Origin of the sequence: Xanthobacter sp. 91, assembly GCF_000702385.1 — a bacterium.
GTDB lineage: Bacteria > Pseudomonadota > Alphaproteobacteria > Rhizobiales > Xanthobacteraceae > Xanthobacter > Xanthobacter aminoxidans.
Window position 1 is genome coordinate 5310773 of sequence record NZ_JNIB01000001.1, and the last position, 18110, is coordinate 5328882.

Below are 18110 nucleotides of genomic sequence, written 5' to 3' on the forward strand. Positions count from 1 at the left end.
CCCATCGGTCCCGGTCTGCGATCAGCGCCGAGCGGGTTCGCTCAGGCGCCGCGCGGGCTTGGCCGCGGGCCTAAGGCGGACTTGGCCGAAGGGTCGTGAGCAGGCTCACGCACCCTCGGCTTCACGCCGCGTCAGAGGGCGGCGAGGTTCGCAGCCTTGCTCTTGCCGCGGTTGTCCGGGACGACATCGAACGAGACCTTCTGGCCGTCGTTCAGGCTGTACATGCCGGAGCGCTCCACGTCGGAGATGTGGACGAACACGTCGGGGCCGCCCTCATCCTGAACGATGAAGCCGAAACCCTTCTGGGCGTTGAAAAACTTGACAGTACCCGTGGCCATGGAGGCCTCCTGTGGAAACGCTCTCCGGGAGTTTCCCGAAAAGCGCCGATCGTCCCGGCGACACGCGACCACAAGAGAGTCACGGCGCAACGGGACGCAGTTCAGGACAGGTTCGTACTTGGGGAAGGCTTTTGCGTCGCGGCCCGAAGGAAACGAAGAAGGCCGTCGACGAACTTGTCCGCTCGGCTCGCCCCTCCGCACATCCATGAAATGGAAAGCGGAGGAACGAACGCCCCATGCCTTGGTGCAATCTGCTCAGGCGGGATCGGAGTACATCCGTCCGTCTCCCGGAAGCGTCTGCGCTCAAAAGCGCGCCGCATCCATCGGCTGGGGTTGATGGGAAGATAGGGATCAATCGCGGCGGTTCAAGGGCGGCGGGGAAGATTTTTGCCCGCCGCTCCTGAACCTTTTGCCGAACCCACCCGATACCGGGGGTGAACGCCCACCGGCAAGGTGGTGAAACACCCCCGAACCGGGGCCGGACTATTTGCCTGCCGCCGCCTTCGCCACGAAGGTGCCGTCGAACGTCTTGGCGAGGTCGATCTTCGCCGCCTTCAGCTCAGGATCGAACTCCACCAACATGTTGAGGGCATTCTGCATGCCCTTTTCGGGGATGAGGCCCGTGCGGGAATAGATCGGCAGGGAGTTCTTGACCGCGTTGAGGTAGAGCGCCTTGTCCCCGAGCAGATATTCCTCCGGCACCACCGCCGCCACGTCCTCGGGTGTGGCGGTCTTAAGCCATTGAAGCGCCTTGTAGAAAGCGTTCACGAGCTTCTGGGTGGTGACGGGATTCTGCTCCATGAAGTCGCGCTTCATGTAGAGCACGGCGGCCGGGTTCGCTCCGCCGAAGATCTTGTCGTTTCCGGCTTCCGTTCGGCTGTCCGCCAGAACAATCACGTCCCCGTCGTCTTCCAGCTTGGTAATCACGGGGTCGAGGTTGGACATGGCATCGATTTCGCCGCGCTTCATCTGCGCCACAGCCGAGGCTCCACCGCCGACACCTACGTAAGAGGCATCATCCGGCTTCAGGCCATCTTTCGCCATCAGGAAATTGACAAAAAAGTTCGTGGAGGAGCCTGGCGCGGTCACGCCGATCTTGGCCCCCTTCAGGTCCTTCACCGACTTGATCGGCCGATCCTTCCGCGCCACCAGCACGATCCCCGGAAAACGGCCCAATTCGATAACGGAAACAATGTCCTGGCCCTTGGCCTGCATGCGGATCGTGTGCTCGTAAGCCCCCGTCACCACATCGATCGATCCGCCGATAAGGGCCTGCAAAGACTTGGCTCCGCCGCCGAAATCGTTGATGGCGACGTCCAGCCCCTCCTCCTTGAAGAAGCCCTTCCGCTCGGCGATCGTCAGCGGCAGGTAATAAAGCAGCGGCTTGCCGCCGACGCCCAGCGTGAGCTTCGGCTTCTCGATCTTGGCGGCCTGCTGGGCCGCCGCAGGAGCGGCGAAGGCGAGCGCGAGGGCGGCCACCGCGAGCTTGAGCATCTTCATGATTTTCCTCCCGTTTTTCTTCACGCCTGCGTCGCCGGCGCGGGGCGCCAGACGAGCAGGCGGTTCTCGATTGCGCTCACCACCGTGTCGATGATGATGACGAAGATGGAGAGCACCAGCATGCCCGAGAACACGCCGGTGACATCGAACACCCCTTCCGCCTGGTGGATGCGATAGCCAAGCCCCGCCGCCGAACCGAGATATTCCCCCACCACCGCCCCCACCAGAGCAAAGCCAACGGCGGTATGGAGCGAGGAGAACATCCAGGTGAGCGCGGAGGGCCAGAACACGTTCCGCATGAGCTGTCGCTCGCTCATGCCCAGCATCCGGGCGTTGGCGAGCAGCGTCGGGCTGACCTCCTTAACACCTTGATAAACATTGAAGAAAACGATGAAGAACACCAGCGTGACGCCCAGCGCCACCTTGGACCAGATGCCGAGCCCAAGCCACAAGGCGAAGATGGGCGCCAGCACCACGCGCGGCAGCGCATTGGCCATCTTCACATAAGGGTCGAACACCGCCGCGATCACCGCCTTGCGGGCGAACCAGAAGCCCACCAGCACCCCGCCGAAAGCGCCGATGGCGAAGGCGAGCATGGTCTCCAGCAGCGTGATGCCGAGGTGATACCAGATCACTCCCGTGTAGAAGTCCTTGAAGGTCCTCTCGAAAACGGCCAGCGGCGTCGAGAAGAAGAAGGGATCGAGCGGGTAGAAGGGCTTCGGCGAGAGCGCCGGAATCGAGACCTTCACCGTGGAGCCGAAATGCCAGATGGCGATCAGCACCACCGCCACCAGCACCTGCAGGGTGAACAGCGTGAAACGGTTGCGCATGGTTCAGCTCGCGACCTCGGACTGGCGATATCCCTTCACCACCTCATCCTTCAGCGCCGCCCAGATCTCGCGGTGAAGGTGGTGGAAGGCGGGCTCCAGCCGCACATCGATGTCACGCGGTCGAGGGATCGGCACGCGCCACTGGCCGATGATGCGCGAGGCCGGCCCCGCGCCCATGATGACCACCCGATCGGCCAGCGAAATCGCCTCCTCCAGATCGTGGGTCACGAACATCACGGCCTTGCGGTCCTGGCTCCACAGATCGAGCAGGAGGTTGCCCATGATCTGACGGGTCTGGGCGTCGAGCGGGCCGAAAGGCTCGTCCATGAGCAGGATCTTGGGGTCACGGATCAGCACCTGGGCAAGGCCCACGCGCTTCCTCTGCCCGCCGGATAATTGGTGGGGGTAGCGATCGGCAAAGGCCGCGAGCCCCACGCGGGCCAGCCACTTGCGGGCGCGGGCGCGCGCCTCGTCCGTGTCGGTGCCGGCGACCTCGAGGCCGATGGCCACGTTGTCGAGCGCCGTCTTCCATGGGAACAGAGCCTCGGCCTGGAAGAGATAGCCGGCCGCGCGGTTGAGGCCGGCGAGGGGCTTGCCGTGGATCGTGACCGTGCCGGAGGCCGGTTTCAGCAGGCCGGCCGTCGCGTTGAGCAAGGTGGACTTGCCGCAGCCCGTAGGGCCGACGATGGCGACGAACTCGCCATCCGCAACCTCGAGATTGACGCCCTGCACCGCGACGAAGGGCAAAGCCGCACGGCTGGCACCGGGAAAGGCGATGGAGATGTTGCGCAGCCCGACCGCGCATGCCTGAGCCATGCGGCCTCCCTGGACCACGCTGAAGGGTTGCACCACTGAACGTCTCCCGATCCCGCGCCCCGACCGCGCGTCCGGTTGGCCCGGATCAAGCGGACAAGGTAGCCCAGGGCGCGCGGGAGGCAAGGGTGGAGGATCGCCGGTGGAGCGAACCTCACCCCGGTCGCGAGAAGGTGAGGATTTCGCGCTTTCCGGCGTGGTTGGCGGGGCCGACGATGCCTTCGGTCTCCATGCGCTCCATGAGGGAGGCGGCCTTGTTGTAGCCCACCTGCAAGCGGCGCTGGATGTAGGAGGTGGAGGCCTTGCGATCACGCATGACGATGGCCACAGCCTGCTCGTAGAGGTCGCCGCCCGCATCGGCGATGCCGGAGCGGTCGAACACCGCCTCGTCATCGTCCTCGGCCACGGCATCCTCGTCCAGCACCACCTCGTCGATATAGTCCGGCCCGCCCTGGGCCTTGAGGAAGGCGACGACCTTCTCCACCTCGCCGTCGGAGACAAACGGGCCGTGGACGCGGCTGATGCGGCCGCCGCCGGCCATGAACAGCATGTCGCCCTGCCCCAGCAGCGTTTCCGCGCCCATCTCGCCGAGGATGGTGCGGCTGTCGATCTTGCTGGTCACCTGGAAGGAGATACGGGTGGGGAAATTGGCCTTGATGGTGCCGGTGATGACGTCCACGGAGGGCCGCTGCGTCGCCATCACGAGGTGGATACCGGCGGCGCGGGCCATCTGGGCGAGGCGCTGGATGGCGCCTTCGATTTCCTTGCCCGCCACCATCATCAGGTCGGCCATCTCGTCCACGATGACGACGATGTAGGGCAGCGCGGTGAGGTCCATCTCCTGTTCCTCGAACAGGGCCTCCCCTGTCTCGCGATCGAACCCCACCTGGACGTTGCGGGTGATGATCTCAGCCCTGGCTGCCGCCTCGCGGACGCGGGCGTTGTAGCCGTCGATGTTGCGCACGGCGAGGCGGCTCATCTTGCGATAGCGCTCCTCCATCTCCTTCACCGCCCACTTCAGCGCGATGATCGCCTTCTTGGGGTCGGTGACGACGGGGGTGAGCAGATGCGGGATGCCCTCGTAGACCGAGAGTTCCAGCATCTTCGGGTCGATCATGATGAGCCGGCAGGCTTCCGGCGTGTGCCGGTAGAGCAGGCTCAGGATCATGGTGTTGATGGCCACCGACTTGCCGGAGCCGGTGGTGCCGGCGACCAGCAGATGCGGCATCCGCGCGAGGTCGGCGATCACCGGCACGCCGCCGATGGTCTTGCCGAGACAGAGACCGAGCTTGGGATGGGCCTCGGCGAATTCGTGGCTCGCCAGAAGCTCGCGCAGCCACACGGTCTCGCGCCGCCGGTTGGGCAGCTCGATGCCGATGACGTTGCGCCCCTCCACCACCGCCACGCGGGCGGAAACGGCGCTCATGGAGCGGGCGATGTCAGGCGACAAGCCGATGACGCGGGAGGACTTCACCCCCGGTGCCGGCTCGAACTCGTAGAGCGTGACGACAGGGCCGGGATTGGCATCGATCACCTCGCCGCGCACGCCGAAGTCGCGCAGCACCTGCTGCAGCATACTGGAGGACTGGTCGAGGAACTCCTCGGACAGCTCATAGTCCGGCTCCACCACCGGCGGCTCGCGCAGCAGGTCGAGGGGCGGGAGGAAATAGGGGCCTTCCGTGCCCTCCGCAGCTGCGGGCGCGAGATCGGGCGGGAGGGTTGCAACGGCCTGCACCGGAACGGGGGCGACGGCATCCGACACTGCAGGCGCCGCGGCCGAAGCCGCGGGAGCGGACGTGGCAGCCGAATGCAGGGCGCCGAAGAACTGGGCGCTGATGCTCTGCTGGTAGGGCCGCCAGGATGCGAACGCCTCACCCGAAAGGATCGGCGTGGCCGCGAGGGGTAATGCTTCGTCCTCGGCTTCGGCCTCGTCATCAGCCTGATCGTCGTCTTCAAGCGCGGCGGCGTCTTCCGCCTCGTCCTCGTCGAGTTCGGCGTCGATTTCCTCGTCTTCCTCGTCTTCCGTCAGCTCCGCGTCCTCGAAAGCATCGTCTTCGAGTTCGTCGTCTTCGAGGTCATCCTCCTCCAGCTCGGAGGAGAGCTCCGCGTCGTCCTCGTCCAGTTCGTCGTCGTCCTCGGAAAGGTCGACCTCATCGCCCTCCTCCTCGGCGTCGTCCGTGTCGCCGTCCAGTTCGGCGACCTCATCATCCTCGGCGTCCTCGTCCTCGAACGCGTCATCCTCGAGTTCATCCTCCTCGGAGGCGGCCGCCTCTAAGACCTCGTCTTCGTCGAAGTCGGCAGCCTCCTCGGTATCGGACAGCGCCTCGAAAGCCGTGTCCTCGTTCTTCACAAGGTCGTCTTCCGCATCGACCGCCTCTGCGGGCGCCGGATCAAGGTCCTGCTCCCCGGCCGGAGCGGGCGGGGTGGCGGCGCGGCCGAGAACGACGAGGCGCAGCAAGCTCCAGAGGTGATCGGGGACATCAGCCGTGTCGACCTCCGAAGCCGCCTCGGCCACAGCCTGCGGCGCGGTGTCGGCTTCAAGGAGCACAGGCGCTGTCGTTTCAGTCAGAAACTCCTCGCCCGGGGCAGCCTCTGCAAGCGCGACCTCGGAAGCGGGAGCCTCGTAGGCCTCAGCTGTTTCTTCCTCGACGGGAGGCAGGACGACGGGAGCCGCCGTCACCTCTTCCGGCACGGAGGCAGGCGCGGCGAAGGCTGTCTCCGTGGGGATATCCGCAAGCTTGGCGACGGGCTGTGCCACCGGCTGGACCACGTCGTCCGCCGGCTCGAACAGGAAGTGCCAGCCGCGGCTCGACCCCTGGGTCGTGACCGGGGTGGGGACCTGCGGCAAGACTGGCGGCAACGGGGCCGCGCCTGGCTCGCGGGGGCGCAGCAGATGGTCCGGGGTGCGGGTGAAGCGGGTGTTGGCGTCGAGGGTGAACGGCCGCAGCCAGCTCGGGACCAGCTCCAGGTCGATCCAGCTGTGGGTTTCGGCAGCCTCGAAGGCGCCGTCGTGGATGGCCGGGTCGTATTCCGGAATCCGCTCGTAGAACGAGGGCAGGCCACGTTCGGTGCCGGAATCGGCTGGTGGATCGAACGAGTCGTCCGGAGCGTAGGAAGGATACGCAAGAGGTCTCGGAGGACGGTTGAAGGAAGACATGGGAATCCGAAATCCGCAGCACCGGCGCCGTTTCGAGGACACTAGGGCGGGGGCGTTAAGGGGAGGTTTGCACCTCACAACAACGGTTTCAGAATACCTTATCTGTGAATTACGGGGACAAGACCGCGCCGCTTCACCTGCCTGCGAAGGGCTCGCTCCAGCCCCCGCAGGCCCTGCTGCCGGACCTCCATACGGTTGACATTCCGCCCTCCCGGAGTCCTTTTAAAAAGAACAAAATAGGAACATTGGTCCTTCATTCATGCACCCCGAGCAGGCTCCCCGCGAGGATCTGGCGGCCCTTCGCCGCCGCATCGTCGAGATGGAACGGCTGTCCGGCCCTCCGGACGGTCCTGCCCGGCCGCGCCTGTCCCTTGGGGGGCCGCTGGACGAGGCGTTGGGGGGTGGCCTCGCCCGCGATGCGCTGCACGAGGCTTTTCCGGCGGAGAAGGGCAATGCCGCCGCCGTGCTCGGCTTCGCCCTCGCGCTCGCGGCCGGTACCCGCAAGCCGGTGCTGTGGGTGCGGCAGGATATGGCGGCGCTGGAGGGCGGCGACATCTACGGCCCCGGCTGCGCCGCCTTCGGGCTCGATCCGTCCCGCCTGATCCTGGTGGCCGCAGCAGACGCCGCCGACACGCTGGGCGCCGCAGAGGAAGCCCTTGGCCATGGCGCCCTCGGGCTGGTGGTGGCCGAGCCCTGGGGATCCCCGCGCCTCATCGATCTCACCGCCACCCGCCGCCTCGCCTTACGCAGCGAGCGCTCCGGTGTGCCGTCCCTTCTGCTGCGGCCGGGGGCGGACCCCGGTCCCTCCGCCGCCGCCACCCGCTGGCGGGTCGCCGCGGCCCCCTCCCGGGTGACGGGGGATGTGCCGGCCTTCTGCCTCGGCCCACCCGCCTTCGCGCTGGAGATCGAGCGCAACCGCCTCGGCCCCACCGGCCGATTCACCGTGGAATGGAATGCCCATGCCCGACGCTTCGTCCCGACGCCTCGCCGCGCTCTTCCTGCCGCGCCTGCCGACCGACCGGCTGCACCGCAGCCGGCGGGGACGTCGCATGTCGTCGGCTGGCGCCGCACCGGCTGACCCGCCGCTGGTCACGGTCGAGGTGAAGGCCAATGCCCGCCGCCTCGCCGCGGTGGACGCCGCCGCGGCCCGCCTCGGGCTCCATCCCGGCCTCACGCTGGCGGATGCGCAGGCCCGCGTGCCGAAGATCGAGGCGGTGGAGGCGGATGCGGCGGCGGACGCGACGCTGCTCGCCGCCATCGCCTCGTGGTGCGAGCGCTGGACGCCCTTCGTCGCCGTGTCCGGGCCGGACGGCATCGTGCTCGATATCACCGGCTGCGCCCATCTGTTCGGTGGCGAGGCGGACCTACTGTCTGCCATGACGGAACGGCTCGCCGCCACCGGTCTCACCGCCTGCGGGGCTGTGGCAGGCACCGCCCGAGCTGCCCTCGCCCTCGCCCACTGGAGGCCGGGTCGGGTGGTGCTGGCGGGAGGCGAACGGGAGGCCGTGGCGCCTTTGCCGGTGGAGGCACTCGGCCTGGATGCGGAGGCGGCGCGCAGCCTTTCCTATCTCGGGCTGGTGCGCATCGGCGACATCGCCGGCAAGCCCCGCGCGGCCCTCGCCGCCCGCTTCGGCAGCGCCCTGGTGGAGCGGCTGGACGAGTTGTGCGGCGCCGCCTCTCCGCCCATTTCCCCGCTCAATCCCCTGCCCGTCTATGTGGCGGAGCGGCGCTTCGCCGAACCCATGGGTGACGAGGCGACCGCCCGCGCCGTGCTCGCCGACCTCGCCCGCGACCTCACCGGCGTGCTGGAGCGGCACGGCGAGGGCGGACGGCGCTTCGAGGCCGCCTTCTTTCGCAGCGACGGTGCGGTGCGGCGGGTGGCGGCGGGCACGGCTGCGCCACTGCGCGACGGCGCGCGCCTCGCCGCCCTGTTCCGCGAGCGGCTGGAGGCGCTGGCCGACCCGCTCGATCCCGGCTTCGGTTATGACGTGATCCGCCTGTCCGTCACCGCCGCCGAGCCGCTCACCGCCACCCAATCCGGCTTCGACGCCGAGCCGGACGGCGCAGGGCTCGACCAGCTGGTGGACATTCTCTCCGCCCGGCTCGGACCGCGCCGCGTCACCTGCCTTGCCGCGCTGGACAGCCATATTCCCGAGCGCGCCGCCGTGCGGGTGCCCGCGCAGAAGGCGTGGCGCAGCCGGGAAACACGCGCCCAGACCTCCCTGGCACACGACTGGGCCGAGCCGGCCGCCGCCGATGCGCCCCTCGCCCGCCCGCCGGCCTTGTTTCCCGCGCCCGAGCCGGTGGAAACGCTGGCCGAGGTGCCGGACGGCCCGCCTTTGCGCTTCCGCTGGCGGCGGGTGCTGCACGAGGTGGCGCGGGCCGAGGGGCCGGAGCGTATCGCGCCGGAATGGTGGACCGTCCTCGATGGCAACCGGCCGGGTCTCACCCGCGACTATTTCCGCGTGGAGGACACTGAAGGTCGCCGCTTCTGGCTCTATCGCGAAGGCACCTACGGACGGGAAACGGCGGCGCCCCGCTGGTTCCTGCACGGGCTGTTCCCGTGAGTGCGCCTTTCTATGCGGAGCTGGCGACGGCCTCGCATTTCTCCTTCCTGCGCGGGGCGAGCGCGCCGGCCCATCTGGTGCGTACCGCCGTCGCTCTCGGTCTCGACGGTCTCGGCATCGCCGACCGCAATACGGTGGCTGGCGTGGTGCGGGCCTATAGCGCCCTGGAGGACCTGCGCGCCCTCGACGAGAATCTGGAAGCAGACGATCCCGAGGCGGAGGCCAAGCGCGCCGTCGCCGCCCGTGCCCGCACTTTCCGGCTGGTGACGGGCGCACGGCTCATCTTTTGCGACGGCACGGCGGATATCATCGCCTATCCCTCGACCCGCGCCGGCTGGGGCCGGCTCTGCCGTCTCCTGACCACCGGCAACCGGCGGGCGAAGAAGGGCGAATGCCACCTTTCCCTCGCCGACCTCCTCGCCGACGCGCGCGACCAGATGCTCATCGTGCTGCCAGGCGAAGACGGAAGCGATCTTCCGCCCCTCCTCTCCCGCCTCGCCGAGGCCGCCCCCGGGGCGGTGTGGCTTGGCGCCGACATGCCCTTCCATGGCGCCGACCGCCGCCGCCTGGCCGCGCTGAAATCCGTCGCCCACGCCGCCGGCGTGCCTCTGCTGGCGATGAACGAGGTGCTGTGTGCGACGCCCGAGGAGCGCGACCTGCAGGATATTCTCACCTGCGTGCGCGAGGGCACCACCATCGCCGAGGCCGGGCGGCGGCTCATGGCGAATGCCGAGCGCCACCTCAAGCCTGCCGCCGAGATGGCCCGCCTCTTCCGCGACGCCCCCGAGGCGGTGGCGGAAAGCGCGTCCCTCCTCGCCCGCATCGACTTCACCCTCAAGGAGCTGAAATACGACTATCCCGAGGAGCCGGTGCCCCCCGGCTGGACGCCGCAGGCGTGGCTTGAGGAACTGACCTGGCGCTGTGCCGCCGTGCGCTATCCCGAAGGGGTGCCGGAGAAGGTGGAAAAGCTGCTGAGGGACGAGCTGGCCCTCATCCGCAAGCTCGAGTACGCGCCTTACTTTCTCACCATCCACGACATCGTGCGCTTCGCCGAGAGCCAGGGCATCCTCTGCCAAGGGCGGGGCTCGGCGGCGAATTCCGCCGTTTGCTACGTGCTCGGCATCACCGCCGTGGACCCCGCCGACAACGATCTTCTCTTCGCCCGCTTCATCTCCGAGGAACGGCGCGAGCCCCCCGACATCGACGTGGATTTCGAGCACGCGCGGCGCGAGGAGGTGATCCAGCACATTTACGAGAAATACGGCCGCCACCGCGCCGGCATCGTCGCCACCGTCATCCACTACCGCCCGCGCAGCGCCATCCGCGACGTGGGCAAGGCCCTCGGGCTGACCGAGGACGTCACGGCGCGCCTCGCCTCCACCCAGTGGGGCAGTTGGGGGCGGGACATTTCCGACGCGCATATCCGGGAGGCGGGGCTCGACCCGTCAAATCCCTTCATCCGCCGCGCGGTGGAGCTGGCCGGCCGGCTGATGGGCGCGCCGCGCCACCTCTCCCAGCATGTGGGCGGCTTCGTGCTGGCCCGTGAGTGGCTGGATGACACGGTGCCCATCGGCAACGCCGCCATGGCGGACCGCACCTTCATCGAATGGGACAAGGACGACATCGACGTGCTCGGCCTGATGAAGGTGGATGTCCTGGCGCTTGGCATGCTCACCTGCATCCGGAAGGCGCTCGACCTGATGCGCGACCACGAGGGCATCGACTGGGGTCTTGCCGACGTGCCAAGCGGGCAGGCGGACGTCTACGCCATGCTCCAGCGCGGGGATTCCATCGGCGTGTTCCAGGTGGAGAGCCGGGCGCAGATCAACATGCTGCCGCGCCTGAAGCCGAAGGAGTTCTACGACCTCGTCATCCAGGTGGCCATCGTGCGGCCGGGACCGATCCAGGGCGACATGGTCCACCCCTATCTGAGGCGCCGCAACGGGCTGGAGGCGGTGGATTACCCCTCCCCCGCCCCGCATCTCGGCGACAAGGACGAACTGCGCGACGTCCTCCACAAAACGCTCGGCGTGCCGCTGTTTCAGGAGCAGGCCATGAAGCTTGCCATGGTCGCCGCCCGTTTCTCCGATGTGGAAGCCAACAAGCTGCGCCGGGCCATGGCCACCTTCCGCAACCTCGGCACCATCCACGAATTCGAGAGCCTGATGGTGGAGCGCATGGTGGCGCGCGGCTACAAGCGGGAATTTGCTGCGCGCTGCTTCGAGCAGATCAAGGGCTTCGGCAGCTACGGCTTTCCCGAGAGCCATGCTGCCTCCTTCGCCAAGCTCGTCTACATTTCCTCCTACATCAAGTGCCGCCACCCGGCCGCCTTTGCCTGCGCACTGCTCAACGCCCAGCCCATGGGCTTCTACGCCCCGGCGCAGATCGTGCGGGATGCCCACGAGCATGGCGTGGAGGTGCGCCCGATCGACGTCAATTTCAGCCATCACGACAACACGCTGGAACACCGCGACGATGGCACCCTCGCCCTGCGTCTCGGCTTCCGGCAGGTGGATGGCTTTCACGAGGACTGGGGCGGACGCCTCGCCGCCGCCCGCGCCGTTCCCTTCGCAAGCATCGAGGACCTCGCTCGCCGTGCCCGCCTGCCCACCCGCGCGGTGAAACTGCTCGCCGATGCGGATGCCTTCCGCTCCATGGGCCTCGACCGCCGCGCCGCGCTGTGGCACGCCCGCCGCCTGCCGGACGACGACGCTCTGCCCCTGTTCGCGGCGGCGGACGCCCGTGAATTGGGCGTTGAAGAGGAGGTGACGCTGCCGCGCATGGCGCGGTCGGAGCACATCGTCGCCGACTACCAGACGGTGCGCCTCTCCCTGAAGGGGCATCCCATGGGCGAACTGCGCGAGCATTTCCGGAAAGAACGCATTCTTTCCTGCGCCGAGGCATCAGCACTGAAGGACGGCGCCTTTGCCCGCACCGCCGGCGTGGTGCTGGTGCGCCAGCGGCCGGGCAACGGCAAGGCCATCTTCATCACCATCGAGGATGAGACCGGCATCACCAATATCGTCCTGTGGGAGCGGACGCTGGAGCGCTTCCGCCGCGAGGTGATGGGTGCGCGCCTGCTTTTGGTGGAAGGACGCATCCAGAAGAGCCCGGAGGGGGTGGTCCACCTCATGGCCCAGCGCCTCACCGATCGCACCGCCGACCTCGCCTTGCTCTCCCGGGTGCGGCAGCCGCGGATGGAGGTGGCGCGGGCCGACGAGTTCGCCCACCCCCAGCATCCGCGCAAGCATCCCCGTGACGTAAGGGTACTGCCCAAGTCCCGAGACTTTCACTGAGCGTGCCGCCCGCGATGCCGCAGAGGTATCCAGCAGCCCAAGTCCGTAAGCGGGCAGGCGAAAACCCGATAAATCGGGCAAAAAAGGCACGAGGGCCCCGCGCACTTCACGATTTATCCACAAAAACCCGTGAGGCTTCAGAGCATATGGAACCTAAGGCCGGGATACCGTCGCCGTGAAGCCGCTCCTCATCGTTACCGGATTTGTGGCCGCCGCCGCCGTGGGCGCCGGCATGGCCATCAGCCCGCTCCTGTCCGCCAAAGACGACGGCCCGGTGACCACCCAATCCATTTCCCAGCCGGCGAACCCGGCTGCCGGACAGGCCGCCCAGGGCAAGGGCGCGACCGCCGCGCAGAAGAGCGCGGCCGCATCGGCCCAGCCGGTGCCGGCCCCAGCGCCGGAGCCCGCTGCTCCGCCGCCGGTGACGCCGCGCAAGAACTACACCTACAAGTCGTTCGACGTGGATGGCTCCTACATCGCCATGACCTTCGACGACGGCCCGAACCCGGAGACGACGCCGCGCCTCCTGCAGATCCTGCGCGAGCGCAACATCAAGGTGACCTTCTTCGTGCTCGGCAACATGGTCGCCAAGCACCCTGAAGTGCTGAAGATGATCGCCGACGAGGGCCACGAGATCGGCAGCCATTCCTGGAGCCATCCGCAGCTCACCCGCATCAGCCAGGCGGCCGTGGACAAGGAGCTGGGCAACACCTCCGAAGCCATCTTCCAGGTCACTGGCAAGCGCCCGATCTATCTGCGCCCGCCCTACGGCTCCATGAAGCCGTCGCTGCGCAGCTACATCGAGGACAAGTACGGCCTGACCATCGTCAACTGGTCGGTGGACCCCAACGACTGGAAGAACCGCAACAGCCAGGCTGTGCATGACGCCATCATGGCGCAGGTGAAGCCCGGCGCCATTGTGCTCTCCCACGACATCTACGCCACCACCGTGGATGCCATGCCGCGCATCCTCGATGAGCTGGCAGCCAAGGGCTACAAGTTCGCCACGCTGTCGCAGATGGTGGCCATGGACAAGCCGCTGAAGGTGGCCCTCGCCACCCCCGGAACAGCCGCCGCCAAGAAGCCGAAGCCCGCTGGCGCGAAGCCCGATGCGGCGAAGCCCGCCGGCACCTCCAAGCCGGCGGGCTTCGCGCCGAAGCCGGCCGCATCCCCTGCCCCGGCCCGCAGTGCCGGCGTCTACTGACGCGAGAGGGGTATTCCTTCGAACGGCGCTCCGGTCCCCGGGGCGCCGTTTCTCGTTTCGGACCGGTCAGTCCTCGGTCGAATGAGCATGCCCGTGATGGTCGTGGTCGTGGTGGGCATCCGGCGCGGGGAGCGTGAGGCCGAAGGTCTTCACCAGATCGTCCACCTGTGCCGGCGACAAATAACGCGGATTGAGGCCGCGCAGCAGCAGATAGAGCTTCGCTGTCTCTTCCAGCTCCTCGGTAGCGAAGACCGCCGCCTCCAGCGTGTCGCCCGCAACCACCGGACCGTGATTGGCCAAGAGCACTGACGTGTACCGGCCGGCAAGGCCCCGGATCGCGTCGGCGACGGCGGGATCGCCCGGCCGATAATATGGCAGAAGCGCCGTCTGCCCGGCACGCATGAGGTAATAGGGCGTCATGGGCGGCAAGGCCGCGCGCGGATCGATCTCCGGCAGCATGGTGAGCGCCACCGAGTGGGTCGAGTGCAGGTGCACGATGGCCCGGGCCGTGCCACGGGTCTCGTAGAGCGCCGAATGCAGCGGGATTTCCTTGGTGGGCGGATCGCCACTCAGGAGCCGTCCGGCCGCATCGAGGCGGGAGATGCGCGCGGGATCAAGGAAGCCGAGGGACGCATTGGTGGGCGTCACCAGCCATCCGCCGTCGTCGAGCCTCAGGCTGATATTGCCGGACGAGCCGGGCGTCAGCCCCCGCTCGAACAGGGAGCGCCCGAAGCGGCAGATCTCCTCCCGCAGTCTGGTCTCGTCCATGTCCTGCCTCCGCTTGTTCCGCCGACGCACCAAAGCGAAGCGGAACTCCCTTGGCAAGCGTGAACCGCACCGCGGCTAAAACGATTTGATCCACCATCGGCGGACTCTTACAAAAGGCTCCGGATGCCGTCTGGCCAACAGGCGGCCGAGACACGGGGAAACGGCCATGGTCGAGCAGGCGGAAGGAACAGCGGGCAACCAGGGCGCCGGACGCGCGGGCGTGATCGGCCTCGGCTCCATGGGCTTCGGCATGGCGCAGTCTCTGCTGCGGGCGGGGCTCCATGTGGCCGGCTGCGATGTGGGCGCGGCCGCGGTGGATCGCTTCGTCGCGGCGGGCGGGCGTGGTGCAGCCTCGCCGGCTGAGGCGGCAGAAGGGGCGGACATGGTGGTGAGCGTGGTGGTCAATGCCGCGCAGACGGAGGCCATCCTGTTCGGGCCTTCCGGCGTCGCGGAGACGCTGCCCGAGGGCGCCGTCTTCATTTCCTCCGCCACCATGGACCCGGACATCGCCCGCAGCCTCGCCGCGCGGCTGGAGGCCACCGGGCGGCACTATCTCGACGCCCCCATCTCCGGCGGCGCCCAAAGGGCGGCGGAAGGGGCGCTCACCATCCTAGCGTCCGGTAGTCCCACCGCCTTCGCCAGGGCCAAGCCAGCCCTCGATGCCATGGCCGCCAAGCTCTACGCGCTGGGTGACGCTCCCGGTCAGGGCGCGGCCTTCAAGATGATCAACCAGCTGCTCGCCGGCGTGCACATCGCCGCCGCCAGCGAGGCCATGGCCTTCGCCGCGCGGCAGGGGCTGGACCTGAAGAAAGTCTACGAGGTCATCACCGCCTCGGCCGGCAACAGCTGGATGTTCGAGAATCGCATGCCGCACGTGCTCGACGGCGACTACACGCCGAAAAGCGCCGTAGATATCTTCGTGAAGGACCTCGGCATCATCCAGGATATGGCGCGCAGCGCGAAGTTCCCGGTGCCGGTCTCGGCCGCCGCCCTGCAGATGTTTCTCGCCACTTCCGCCGCCGGCATGGGCCGCGACGACGACGCCTCCGTCACCCGCCTTTATGCCCGCATCACCGGCACGAAGCTCCCAGGCGAAGGGAGCTGAGGCGCGGCGGGAGTCGCTTTTTTGCCGCGGCAGGGACGTTACACTCCGTCGCGATTCGTTACCTTTGGGGAATGCCTGCGCAACCTCGCCCCGCGAGGGTCAGGCATAGACCCGACGCAACCACATGAGGATCCTGCCGATGACCCTCTCGCTCCGCGCCTCTTTCCTCGCGCTCCCTCTTCTGGCCCTCTGCGCCGGCCCGGCTCCGGCGCAGACCGCCGCCAATCTCACCGCAGAGCAGGCCCAGGCCCTGCGCACCGCCTGTTCGGCGGACGTGAAGAAGCTGTGCGGTGACGTGCAACCCGGCGGCGGCCGCGTGGTCCAGTGCATGCAGAGCAAGAAGGAACAGACGACCCCGCCCTGCCAGGCCGCCCTCGGCGCCCTCGGCAAGAAGTAGTTTCCTCAGCGAACCTCAGGCGCGCGAGGCTGGTGTTGTCTGCCGCAGCGCACGGCGGCCCGCGCGCTGACTTGCTCCACTCTCCCTCCGTCAGCGCGACGGTGGTTTTGCGGCATTGCATCATGGCTCAGGTGGCGTTTCACTGGAGGTGAATTCGGAGCCTGACCTTGCCCCATCCCTCGACCACCCTCGAGACCCCGTTGCTGCGGTTCCTGAAGGACACGCACGCGGACTTCTCCCGCATCGACGAGGGCGAGGTCGCCTCCTACATCCCCGAACTGGGCAAGGCCAATCCCGACCATTTCGGCATCGCCGTCGCCACCACGGACGGGCATGTCTACGAGGCGGGCGACACGCAGGTGCCGTTCACCATCCAGTCGGTGTCGAAGGCCATGGTGTTCGCCCTCGCGCTCGATCTGCTGGGGGCGGAGCGGGTAGAGGCGGCCATCGGCGTGGAGCCGAGCGGCGAGGCGTTCAACTCCATTCGCCTTCGAGCCGACAACAAGCCGTTCAACGCCATGGTGAATGCGGGCGCCATCGCCTGCTCGGGCCTGATTGCCGAGAGCACCGGCGGGGATGCGTTCGAGCTGATCCGCCAGGCCCTCGGCCGCTTCGCCGGGCGCGACCTCGGCCTGGACGAGGCGGTGTTCGAGAGCGAGCGCTCCACCGGCGACCGAAACCGCGCCATCGCCTACCTCCTGCGCACCTATGGCGGCGTCACGGGAGACGTGGACCGGCTGCTCGATGTCTATTTCCGCCAGTGCTCCGTGCTGGTCACCGCCCGAGACCTTGCAGTGATGGGCGCGACCTTCGCCAACCACGGCGTCAACCCGCTCACCGGCGTCACCGTGGCCTCCAGCTACGCGGTGGCACGCACGCTGGCGGTGATGAGCTCGTCCGGCATGTACGACTTCGCCGGCGAGTGGATCTATCGCGTGGGCGTGCCGGCCAAGAGCGGCGTCGGCGGCGGCATTCTCGCGGCGCTGCCGTCCCAGCTCGGCCTCGGCACCTTCTCTCCGCGGCTCGACATGCACGGCAACAGCGTCCGCGGCATCCGTACCTGCGAGGCCATTTCCGAAGCCTTCGACCTGCACATGCTCTCCCGGCGGGACGATGTGCGCACCTGCATCGTCGCCGATTACGATTTCCGCACCGTGCCCTCCAAGCCCGGCCGGCAGCCGCACGAGCAGGACATCCTCTCCGCCCGTTCCGGCGCCATCCGCGCCATCGAGCTGGCCGGCAAGCTTTCCTTCGCCTCCATGGATTATGTCACGCGACGCCTCACCGACCCCGGTGACGTGCCGGAGTTCCTCATCCTCAACCTGCACCGCGTCGCCACCATCACCGATGCCGGCTTGAGGCTGCTGACCGGCCTCATCAAGAACCAGCTGCCGGCCGCCACCACCGCGGTCATCGCCGGCGTGGAGGCCGCCTCGCCGCTCAATCCTCAGCTGAAGGCGCTGCGCGAGCAGGGCGTGCGCGTGCGCATCTTCCCCACCTACGACGCGGCGGTGGAGTGGGCCGAGGACCAGGTGGTGTACCGCCATGGCGGGTTCTCGCGCATAGAGGTGGAGGCGGACCTCAGCCGACAGGCGCTGCTCGCGGGCCTTTCCCCTCAGGAGTTGGCCGATCTGTCCCGGCTCGGCACCCGCGTCGTATTCCCGGCCGGCACAAGGATCATCTCCGCCAACGAGCCGCCGGCCAGGGTCTATTTCCTGCTGCGGGGCATGGTCAGCGCGCGCTCGGTGGGAGACGTGCGGCTCTCCACCATGATCCCCGGCATGGTGTTCGGGGAAATGGCACTCATCGAGCAGCCGCGCAGCACGGACGTCTGGGCGGACACGGAGGCGGTGTGCGTGGAGGTGACGGCCGACCAGTTCCATGCCTTCCAGGAGACCCACGCCCGCGCCGCCGACAAGATCATGCGCAACCTCGCCATCCTGCTTGCCGGGCGCATCCGCATGGCCACCGCCCGCATCGAGATGCTGACCGGATAAGCCCTTCCGCATCATTGGCTTGCATCATCGCAGGCGCGGGGCCCAGGAGGCCGTCCGGTCGCGCACCGCGCCTAGCACTTTCGGCCAGCCTTGAGCGAAGCCCTTTACAACCCCCCGTTCCCCTCCCAGTCTTCTTCC

The 18110-nt window shown here is 67.9% G+C and carries 13 protein-coding genes; 7 read left to right on the forward strand and 6 right to left on the reverse strand.

Going from position 1 to position 18110, the window contains the following annotated elements; translation table 11 throughout:
* Positions 1-131 precede the first annotated feature (131 nt).
* From A37E_RS0124835 to A37E_RS27570, 5 genes are all read right to left on the reverse strand, one after another.
* Positions 132-338 carry a cold-shock protein gene (locus tag A37E_RS0124835; protein WP_024278308.1) on the reverse strand — a complete coding sequence of 69 codons (207 nt, stop codon included), beginning with the start codon at positions 336-338 and terminating at the stop codon, positions 132-134.
* Positions 339-821: 483 nt separating this feature from the next.
* Positions 822-1838, reverse strand: a complete 1017-nt coding sequence (locus A37E_RS0124840; protein WP_029559077.1) for an ABC transporter substrate-binding protein — start codon at positions 1836-1838, stop codon at positions 822-824.
* Between the two features lie 20 nt (positions 1839-1858).
* A complete protein-coding gene (locus A37E_RS0124845) occupies positions 1859-2668 on the reverse strand; it encodes an ABC transporter permease (protein ID WP_029559078.1) in 810 nt (269 codons plus the stop codon).
* A gap of 3 nt (positions 2669-2671) precedes the next feature.
* Entirely contained in the window at positions 2672-3484 is an 813-nt protein-coding gene (locus tag A37E_RS0124850; RefSeq protein WP_029559079.1) for an ABC transporter ATP-binding protein, read from the reverse strand.
* A 151-nt stretch (positions 3485-3635) separates the two neighbouring features.
* A complete protein-coding gene (locus A37E_RS27570) occupies positions 3636-6638 on the reverse strand; it encodes a DNA translocase FtsK (RefSeq protein WP_245279417.1) in 3003 nt (1000 codons plus the stop codon).
* 259 nt (positions 6639-6897) lie between these two features.
* On the opposite strand from A37E_RS27570, the gene A37E_RS27120 reads away from it, so the two are divergent.
* The 4 genes from A37E_RS27120 to A37E_RS26225 all read left to right on the forward strand — a co-directional run bounded on the left by A37E_RS27120 (position 6898) and on the right by A37E_RS26225 (position 13705).
* A complete protein-coding gene (locus tag A37E_RS27120) occupies positions 6898-7716 on the forward strand; it encodes a hypothetical protein (RefSeq protein ID WP_029559081.1) in 819 nt (272 codons plus the stop codon).
* Complete coding sequence (locus A37E_RS0124865) at positions 7598-9205, forward strand: DNA polymerase Y family protein (protein ID WP_081837767.1); 1608 nt, start codon at positions 7598-7600, stop codon at positions 9203-9205. The genes A37E_RS27120 and A37E_RS0124865 overlap by 119 nt, the downstream gene beginning before the upstream one ends.
* Entirely contained in the window at positions 9202-12501 is a 3300-nt protein-coding gene (locus A37E_RS0124870; RefSeq protein WP_029559083.1) for an error-prone DNA polymerase, read from the forward strand. The genes A37E_RS0124865 and A37E_RS0124870 overlap by 4 nt, the downstream gene beginning before the upstream one ends.
* Before the next feature lie 175 nt (positions 12502-12676).
* On the forward strand, positions 12677-13705 hold the full coding sequence (locus tag A37E_RS26225; protein WP_051679328.1) for a polysaccharide deacetylase family protein: 1029 nt from the start codon (positions 12677-12679) through the stop codon (positions 13703-13705).
* Positions 13706-13771: 66 nt separating this feature from the next.
* Here A37E_RS26225 and A37E_RS0124880 read toward each other — a convergent pair whose 3' ends face one another.
* Positions 13772-14473 (reverse strand): aldolase, encoded by a 702-nt coding sequence (locus A37E_RS0124880; protein WP_029559085.1) that lies wholly within the window; start codon positions 14471-14473, stop codon positions 13772-13774.
* A 166-nt stretch (positions 14474-14639) separates the two neighbouring features.
* Here A37E_RS0124880 and ltnD point away from each other — a divergent pair, with 166 nt between their 5' ends.
* The 3 genes from ltnD (at position 14640) to glsA (ending at position 17972) form a co-directional block, all read left to right on the forward strand.
* Entirely contained in the window at positions 14640-15578 is a 939-nt protein-coding gene (gene ltnD / locus A37E_RS0124885; protein WP_029559086.1) for an L-threonate dehydrogenase, read from the forward strand.
* A 139-nt stretch (positions 15579-15717) separates the two neighbouring features.
* Positions 15718-15975 carry a cysteine rich repeat-containing protein gene (locus tag A37E_RS0124890; RefSeq protein WP_029559087.1) on the forward strand — a complete coding sequence of 86 codons (258 nt, stop codon included), beginning with the start codon at positions 15718-15720 and terminating at the stop codon, positions 15973-15975.
* 167 nt (positions 15976-16142) lie between these two features.
* Positions 16143-17972: a glutaminase A gene (gene glsA / locus A37E_RS0124895; RefSeq protein WP_029559088.1), complete on the forward strand. Its 1830-nt coding sequence runs from the start codon at positions 16143-16145 to the stop codon at positions 17970-17972.
* Positions 17973-18110: the final 138 nt, after the last annotated feature.

Excerpts from the sequence above, each read along its gene's own strand:
- A37E_RS0124835 (WP_024278308.1), bottom strand. The coding sequence starts at position 338 with ATGGCCACGGGTACTGTCAAGTTTTTCAACGCCCAGAAGGGTTTCGGC.
- A37E_RS0124840 (WP_029559077.1), bottom strand. The coding sequence starts at position 1,838 with ATGAAGATGCTCAAGCTCGCGGTGGCCGCCCTCGCGCTCGCCTTCGCC.
- A37E_RS0124845 (WP_029559078.1), bottom strand. The coding sequence starts at position 2,668 with ATGCGCAACCGTTTCACGCTGTTCACCCTGCAGGTGCTGGTGGCGGTG.
- A37E_RS0124850 (WP_029559079.1), bottom strand. The coding sequence starts at position 3,484 with ATGGCTCAGGCATGCGCGGTCGGGCTGCGCAACATCTCCATCGCCTTT.
- A37E_RS27570 (WP_245279417.1), bottom strand. The coding sequence starts at position 6,638 with ATGTCTTCCTTCAACCGTCCTCCGAGACCTCTTGCGTATCCTTCCTAC.
- A37E_RS27120 (WP_029559081.1), top strand. The coding sequence starts at position 6,898 with ATGCACCCCGAGCAGGCTCCCCGCGAGGATCTGGCGGCCCTTCGCCGC.
- A37E_RS0124865 (WP_081837767.1), top strand. The coding sequence starts at position 7,598 with ATGCCCGACGCTTCGTCCCGACGCCTCGCCGCGCTCTTCCTGCCGCGC.
- A37E_RS0124880 (WP_029559085.1), bottom strand. The coding sequence starts at position 14,473 with ATGGACGAGACCAGACTGCGGGAGGAGATCTGCCGCTTCGGGCGCTCC.
- ltnD (WP_029559086.1), top strand. The coding sequence starts at position 14,640 with ATGGTCGAGCAGGCGGAAGGAACAGCGGGCAACCAGGGCGCCGGACGC.
- A37E_RS0124890 (WP_029559087.1), top strand. The coding sequence starts at position 15,718 with ATGACCCTCTCGCTCCGCGCCTCTTTCCTCGCGCTCCCTCTTCTGGCC.